6 protein-coding genes and 1 pseudogene are annotated in these 6,670 nt (G+C 72.2%); 2 read left to right on the top strand and 5 right to left on the bottom strand.

Annotation, left to right across the window (positions count from 1 at the left end):
- The 3 genes and pseudogenes from D7X55_RS33390 to gluQRS all read right to left on the bottom strand — a co-directional run.
- Positions 1 to 197, bottom strand: a pseudogene (locus tag D7X55_RS33390) (hypothetical protein); the annotation flags it as partial.
- 74 nt (positions 198 to 271) lie between these two features.
- Positions 272 to 1,222, bottom strand: coding sequence for a hypothetical protein (locus D7X55_RS33395; RefSeq protein ID WP_121725172.1), 951 nt, complete (start codon positions 1,220 to 1,222; stop codon positions 272 to 274).
- Positions 1,223 to 1,383: 161 nt separating this feature from the next.
- Positions 1,384 to 2,322, bottom strand: coding sequence for a tRNA glutamyl-Q(34) synthetase GluQRS (gene gluQRS, locus D7X55_RS33400; protein WP_233610222.1), 939 nt, complete (start codon positions 2,320 to 2,322; stop codon positions 1,384 to 1,386).
- Positions 2,323 to 2,410: 88 nt separating this feature from the next.
- On the opposite strand from gluQRS, the gene D7X55_RS33405 reads away from it, so the two are divergent.
- Positions 2,411 to 3,265, top strand: coding sequence for a metallophosphoesterase (locus D7X55_RS33405; RefSeq protein WP_121725174.1), 855 nt, complete (start codon positions 2,411 to 2,413; stop codon positions 3,263 to 3,265).
- A gap of 33 nt (positions 3,266 to 3,298) precedes the next feature.
- Positions 3,299 to 4,909: an adenylate/guanylate cyclase domain-containing protein gene (locus D7X55_RS33410; protein ID WP_120551034.1), complete on the top strand. Its 1,611-nt coding sequence runs from the start codon at positions 3,299 to 3,301 to the stop codon at positions 4,907 to 4,909.
- Between the two features lie 16 nt (positions 4,910 to 4,925).
- Here the strand turns inward: D7X55_RS33410 and D7X55_RS33415 are convergent, their stop codons facing one another.
- Entirely contained in the window at positions 4,926 to 5,312 is a 387-nt protein-coding gene (locus D7X55_RS33415; protein ID WP_120551035.1) for a hypothetical protein, read from the bottom strand.
- A 208-nt stretch (positions 5,313 to 5,520) separates the two neighbouring features.
- The gene (gene rlmN / locus D7X55_RS33420; RefSeq protein WP_120551036.1) at positions 5,521 to 6,597 is read right to left on the bottom strand and encodes a 23S rRNA (adenine(2503)-C(2))-methyltransferase RlmN; all 1,077 of its coding nucleotides are present in this window, start codon (positions 6,595 to 6,597) and stop codon (positions 5,521 to 5,523) included.
- Positions 6,598 to 6,670 lie beyond the last annotated feature (73 nt).

A 6,670-nucleotide genomic window follows, 5' to 3' on the forward strand; every position in this document is an offset into this window, starting at 1 on the left:
GCCCGGGGGAGCTCCGGCGCGATGGGCGCGGCCTCCCGCCTTGGGAGGACCGGCGGCGGCGCGGGGGGCTCCGGCGCCGGGGGCGCTTCCATGAAGCGCGTCACCCAGGCGGCCCCCAGCGTGAACAGCAGGAACAGGCCCAGGCTCAGACCGGGGATGAGGAGCCAGCGGACGAGGGTGCGGTTCGGGGACGCCATGGGCCAAAGGTGCCCGCGTGTCATACCCGCCTCACGGGGGACCGTGAAGCGGGGATGCACGCGAGCGCCCGAGGCTACGGATACACCTCGCGCCGGGACGTGGTCGTCGTCGTGGGCGTCGTCGGGGGCACCACCGCGCCCTCGGCCCGGATGCGCTGCTTGCGGCTGACGCCCAGCGTGGCGCCCACCACCGAGGCAATGAGCCCCAGCAGCAGCCCCGCGAAGATGCCCCAGAAGACGCGGCCGGAGGTGTCCGCCACCTTCAGCGCGCCCTGCTGGGCCTGCTGGCCCACCTCGCCGGCCTTGGCCTTGGCCTGGTCCACCTGCTGCTGCACGCGGTCGGCCACGCCTTCCGCGTCCTGGCGGGACAGGTTGGTGTTCTGCGCGATGTTGCTCACCAGCAGCTCGCGGTCCATGCGGCCCTGGCGCACGCCCTCGGTGACGATGTCCTTGGTCGCGGCCTCCAGCTGGTTCGCGGTGATGGTGGGCTTGCCCTCCTGCTTGAGGCGCTGGTTCACCGGCCCGAGCGCGTCGTTGGCGTCCAGGCCGAACGCCTTCGCCGCGCCGCCGCCTCCCGAGACGGCGCTCGACACGGCGCTGCCGCCCGCGCCCACCGCCGCCTTGCCCACGTTGAACACCGCGCCCAGCACGTTGGACACCAGCATGCCCACCAGGAAGACGCCCAGGAGCGTCGTCAGCCCCCAGAGCACCGCGCCGTGCAGCGCGCCTCCTCCCTTGTCCACGATGCCCGCGCTGCGAGCGGCCACCATGCCGCCCACGAAGAGCGCGACGAGCGGGACGATGACGCTCCAGATGCCGGTGAAGATGCCCGCGGACTTCGCGCTCCCCACGTCGGAGGGATTCACCGACGACAGGCCCAGCGCCAGCCCCAGCGTGTAGAGCAATATCCAGACGCCCAGCGCCACGAAGGTGCCACCGAAGATGGCACCCCAGCTCAGCTTGTACGCACTGCCCGGCACCGCTGGGATGATGCCGGCGCGTTCGCTCTCGACAATGGCTGCCATTGGACTTCACCCTCGCTTCCCGTGAGTCGCCCGGGCCGCGCTCTTGACCGCGCGGCACCGGACGGACGTGTCTGGGTGAAGGTGTGCACCGGGCACGCCGCGTCGTTCCACCGCCCCACGGCCGCCCCGTCCTGAAGGGCGGGGCGGAAGGCCGGGTGGCCTCAGCGCAGGCCGAGCGCGTCGAGGAGCAGTGCCTCGCGCGCCACCACCGGCTCGCGAGGGAGCGCGTCCGTGCGGTAGCGCGCGACGAGCGCGGGCAGGGTCACCGGGCTGCCGTCGCCCAGCCCGCTCCAGGCGGCGAGCAGGCCCAGGACGTGCTCGGGAGGCCGGCCGCGCGCCCGCAGCTCCGCGAGCGCGAACGCCCCGTCGCGCTTCGCCAGGCGCTTGCCGTCCTCGCCCATCACCAGCGGCACGTGGAGGAACGCGGGCGCGGAGAGGCCCAGCGCCTCGTAGAGCTGGAGCTGCCGGGGCGTGGAGGGCAGCAGGTCATCTCCGCGCAGCACGTGGGTGATGCGGCTGGCTGCGTCGTCCACCACCACCGCCAGCTGGTAGCTGGCCACGCCGTCGTTGCGGCGCACCACGAAGTCCCCCACCAGCGCCTGCACGTCCTGGGCGTAGGGGCCCATCAGCTCGTCCACGAAGCGCACCTCGCCTTCGCGCGCGCGGAAGCGGTACGCGGGGGCGCGCGTGCGGGCGCGCTCCGCAACCTGCGCGGAGGTGAGGTGCGCGCAGGTGCCGGGATAGCGCGGGCCCTCGTCGGACAGGCCATGGGGCGCGCTCGCCGCGCGGGCGATCTCCGCGCGCGTGCAGAAGCACGGATAGATGAGCCCCTCGCGCTCGAGTTTGTCCTGGGCCTCGCGGTAGACGCCGTCGCGCTCGCTCTGGATGAGCGGCGTTTCGTCCCAGTCCAGGCCCAGCCAGCGCAGGTCCTCGTAGAGGTCCTGGAGGTACTGGGGGCGGCACCTCGCGCGGTCCAGGTCCTCGATGCGCAGCAGGAACGCGCCGCCCGCGGCCCGGGCCTGGAGCCAGCCCAGGAGCGCGCTTCTCACGTTGCCCAGGTGCATGCGGCCGGTGGGGCTGGGGGCGAAGCGTCCTCGCATCGTGGCGGGAACCATAACGTCCCCGCCCGGGAGGCAGGGAGAGAATGCCCCGTTGCTTCCCTCCGTTGCTTGGGGTGTGACTGCCTCCATGCGCTTCTTGCACTGCTCCGACGTCCACATCACCGAGGACTACTTCGCCCTGCCGCTGCACAAGCTGGGCTGGCGCCGCTGGGTGGCGCTCGTGGAGCTGACGGCGGGAGGCCGGGCGAAGGCCTACCGCAACGCGCAGAGCACGCTGTCCACCATCGCGAAGGAAGCGGGAGCGCACGGCGTGGACCACTTCATCCTCTCCGGTGACCTCACCGCCTACGCCCTGGAGGGCGAGTTCCGCGCCGCCCGCGCCGCGCTGTCACCGCTGTCCCCCACGCCCAAACGCTGCACCGTCATCCCCGGCAACCACGACGTCTTCACCCCGGGCGCCGCGCGGGACGGACGCTTCGCCCGGCACTTCGGGGACCTGCTCGAAAGCGACCTGCCCGAGTACCGCCGCGAGGGCGCGTTCCCCTTCGTGCGGCTGGTGGGGGAGGGCGCCGCCGTGGTGGGGCTGTGCTCCGCGCGCCCGCTGCCCACGCCGGGCCTGTCCTACGGCACCGTGGGGCCCGCGCAGCTCGAAGGCCTGGCGGCCCTGCTGAAGGACGCCCGGTTGGACGGCCGCGCCATCCTGGTGGTGGTGCACCACGCGCCGCGCAGCTTGGCGAACCACGCGGACGGCTGGCACCACGGCCTGCATGACGCGGACGCGCTCCTGAAGCTGTTGCCGGGCCCGCGCTTCGCGGTGCTCCATGGCCACATCCACCAGCGCTACCACCACCCGGCCACGGCGGACCGGCCCCACCTGTTCGGCGCGGGCTCCTCCACCCAGGCGGGGAAGGAGGGCTACTGGCTCATCGAGGTCCAGGACGGCGTCGTCGTGGGCGGGACGAAGCACGTGCCCGCGCTGTGACAGTTCCCCCGGGCGGCGGTACAAGGGGCGCACATGACCCCGGCGCCCTCGTCCCCACCTGTTGAGTTGTCCCTGGAGGAGTACCGCTTCCTGCGCCAGCTGGGACGTGTCACGGACGACCTGCTGGAGGAGAGCCTCCGGGAGCGCGAGACGCTCACCCAGTGCTTCCGGCGCTGCTTCCCCACGCTGCTGCAGCACCTGGGCGCGCGCGGCATCGCCGTCACCACGCGCGACGAGGAGCTGGTGGAGCAGACCTGGAGCGAGGGCGACTGGGGCGGCGTCTTCGCCGGTGGCCTGCTGGCGGGGCCCATGGGCCAGAGCGTCCACGACACGGGCACGCTGCTCACGCAGACGCTGGACGTGGCGGGCTCACCGGTGGGCACGCTGGGCGTGCTCTACGCGGGGCCTCCCGGCGACGTGGGCACCACCGCGAAGCGCCTGCGCGCGCTGGACGTGGTGGCGGAGGAGCTGGACACGGTGCTGATGCTGGTCCACACCGCGTCGGAGAAGCACCAGCTCATCCTCCAGTGCAACGAGCACCTGGCCAACCCCGTCTTCGAGGCGGGCATGGACCACGCGGTGCGCACGCTGGCGCAGCGGGTGCGGCTGCCGGGCTTCCTGCTGCTGTACCGCGACGCCGTGCAGCCGCACGTGCTGCACTACCGCACGTACCGCCACGGGCAGCTGGAGTACGAGAGCGGAGAGCAGCCTGGCGCCCCGCTGGAGTCGCTGCTGCACCAGCACGGCACGCGGCTGCTGCATGGAGACGCGGGCGTGCTCAAGCGCCTGTTCGACGGGCGCACCACGGAGGCGGTGCTCATCTCCGCGGCCACGCGCAGCGAGCCCCTGGGGAAGATTGTCGTCTGGAGCAACGAGGGCTTCTCCGCGTACGCGATGGACCTCATCCGCGTGCTGGCCTCCACGCTGAGCCAGCGCCTGCTGGACTACAACCGCGAGCGCATCCACCTGTCGCAGTTCTTCCCCACGGGCGCCATCGACGCGCTGCTGGAGGACCCGGACTACGCGCGGCACCTGCGCGCGCAGGAGCAGGAGGTGGGCATCCTGTTCGCGGACATCAACGGCTTCACCCGCATCTGCGAGCAGGGCTTCGACAACCCGCGCAACATCGGCCGCTTCGTGGACGAGTGGAGCGCGCGCGCCGTGGACCGCATCTGGGCGCACGGCGGCGTCTTCGACAAGATGGTCGGTGACTGCGTCATCGGCCTCTTCGGTCCGCCCTTCTTCCAGACGGACCGCGTGCGCCGCGCGGAGGCCGCCGTGCGCGCCGCGCAGGACATCCAGGCCTTCACAGCGGAGCTGAGCGGACGTGAAGAGGTGGCCGCGCTGTGCCGGCGGGTGAAGCTGCCGGGGCTGGGCGTGGCGGTGGGCGTGAACCTGGCCTCCGCGAACTGCGGCCTCTTCGGGCCCAACCGCAACTACACGGCCTTCTCCAGTGGCATGAACCAGGCCGCGCGCCTGCAGTCACTGGCGGGCTTCCGCGAGACGCTGGTGATGGAGAGCGTGCACGAAGCGCTGAAGCAGTCCCAGGAGCCCTTCGTGCGCAAGCTCCAGTTTGGCCCCCTCACGGAAACGCCGGTGAAGAACGTGGCCCAGCCGCTCAAGCACTACAGGCTGATGCCGTAAGCGTCGTCCATAGCCGTCAGGCCAGCAGGTGCGTGCCCGCGTAGCGGCGGGAGAAGTGGATCCACCGGCGCTCGTCCACCTCCACCTGCCACTCGCTGTTGGGCGTCAGCGGCAGGCGCTGCTTGAGGAAGCTCTCCAGGTGGTCCGCCGCCTTGATGGGCGTGAGCCCCGGCGCGCGGAAGGCGATGTGGAGCGTCACGTCCAGGGACGGCGCCACGTCCACCGACGCGCAGATGCGCAGCGGGCCCACGCGCCGCTGGTACTGCGTGTCCTGCGCTGGCCAGCTGGCGGAGCCCTCCGGCTGCGGAGGCGCCTGCTCGAGCCAGTTGTCGGGGATCAGGATGAAGTCGAGCAGGTTGCTGCTCGCCTCTTCCACCGTGCCGTGCTCCTGGATGGAAAGCATTGCCCACCTCCGCCAGAGAAGCCGTTGGGGTTGCGTGGAAGCCGTCTTGAAGAATGTGCCCACGAGCCCATGCCACGCAAGGGCCCCCGGACATCCGCGTGCAGCGCACACCTCGTGATGTGCGCGCATCGGCGTGGCGGACACTAGCGCCGCGGGGTGACACGGCGGGTCGGGTGGTGTGCCGCGCGACCCCGCGCGTGGGGGCTGCTCAGGAGGCGACGGGGAGGGAGCGGCGGGGCTTGCGCTCCACGGCGGCCTTGAGCTGGCCACAGCCCGCGTCGATGTCGATGCCGCGCCTCTGGCGCACCGTGCTGGGCACGCCGTACGTCGTGAGCACGTCCTGGAACGCGCGCACCGCGTCGGGGACGCTGGGGCCGCCGTCGTAGCCCACCGTGGGGTTGAGCGGGATGACGTTCACGTGCGCGTCCATCCCCTGGAGCAACTGCCCCAGGTGGTGCGCGTGCTCCGCGGTGTCGTTGCGGCCGGAGATGAGCGTCCACTCGAAGAAGATGCGGCGCTTGCGCTTGGCCACGTAGTAGCGGCACGCGTCCATCAGCTCGTTGAGCGGCCAGCGGCGGCCGGCGGGCACCAGCGCGGCGCGCTCCGCGTCCGTGGCGCCGTGGAGGCTCACCGCCAGCTGCACCGGGCGGGCTTCGTCCGCGAGCCGGAGGATGCCGGGCACCACGCCCACGGTGGACAGGGTGATGAAGCGCGGCGCCAGCGCCAGGCCCTTGGGGTCCACGAGGATGTCCACCGCGGACATGGTGTGCTCGTAGTTGTGCAGGGGCTCGCCCATGCCCATGAGCACGATGTTGCGCAAGGCTTCCCCCTGCGCGCGCAGGATGCGCGTGACGTGGAGCACCTGGCCCACGATTTCGCCCGGCGTCAGGTGGCGCGACAGGCCCATCTGCCCGGTGGCGCAGAAGACGCAGCCCATGGCGCACCCGGCCTGCGTGCTCACGCACACGGTGGCGCGGCCCTTGAAGCGCATCAGGACCGTCTCGATGGTCTGCGCGTCGTGCAGGCGCAGCAGCAGCTTGTGGGTGAGCCCGTCGCTGCTGAAGCTCTCGTGGTGCGTGGCGAGGTGGCCCAGGTGCGCGCGCTCCTGGAGCACGGCCTGGAGGTCCGGGCGCAGCCCCGTCACGTCGCCTGGCGCGCTGACGCCGTCGCGGTACAGGCCCGTCCACACGCGCTCGCGGTACTGGGGGCTGAAGCCCCAGCCGGCGAGCCGCGCATCCAGCGCGGGGCGGGGCAGGTCGTAGAGGTTGACGGTGGCGTCCGGCATGACGGGACCTGGGATAACACACCCGGCCCCGGCGCACCCGGGTCCGCCGGCCTGGGGGGCGGCCAGGGGAGCG

Origin of the sequence: Corallococcus sp. AB049A, from assembly GCF_003668885.1 — a bacterium.
Lineage (GTDB): Bacteria > Myxococcota > Myxococcia > Myxococcales > Myxococcaceae > Corallococcus > Corallococcus interemptor.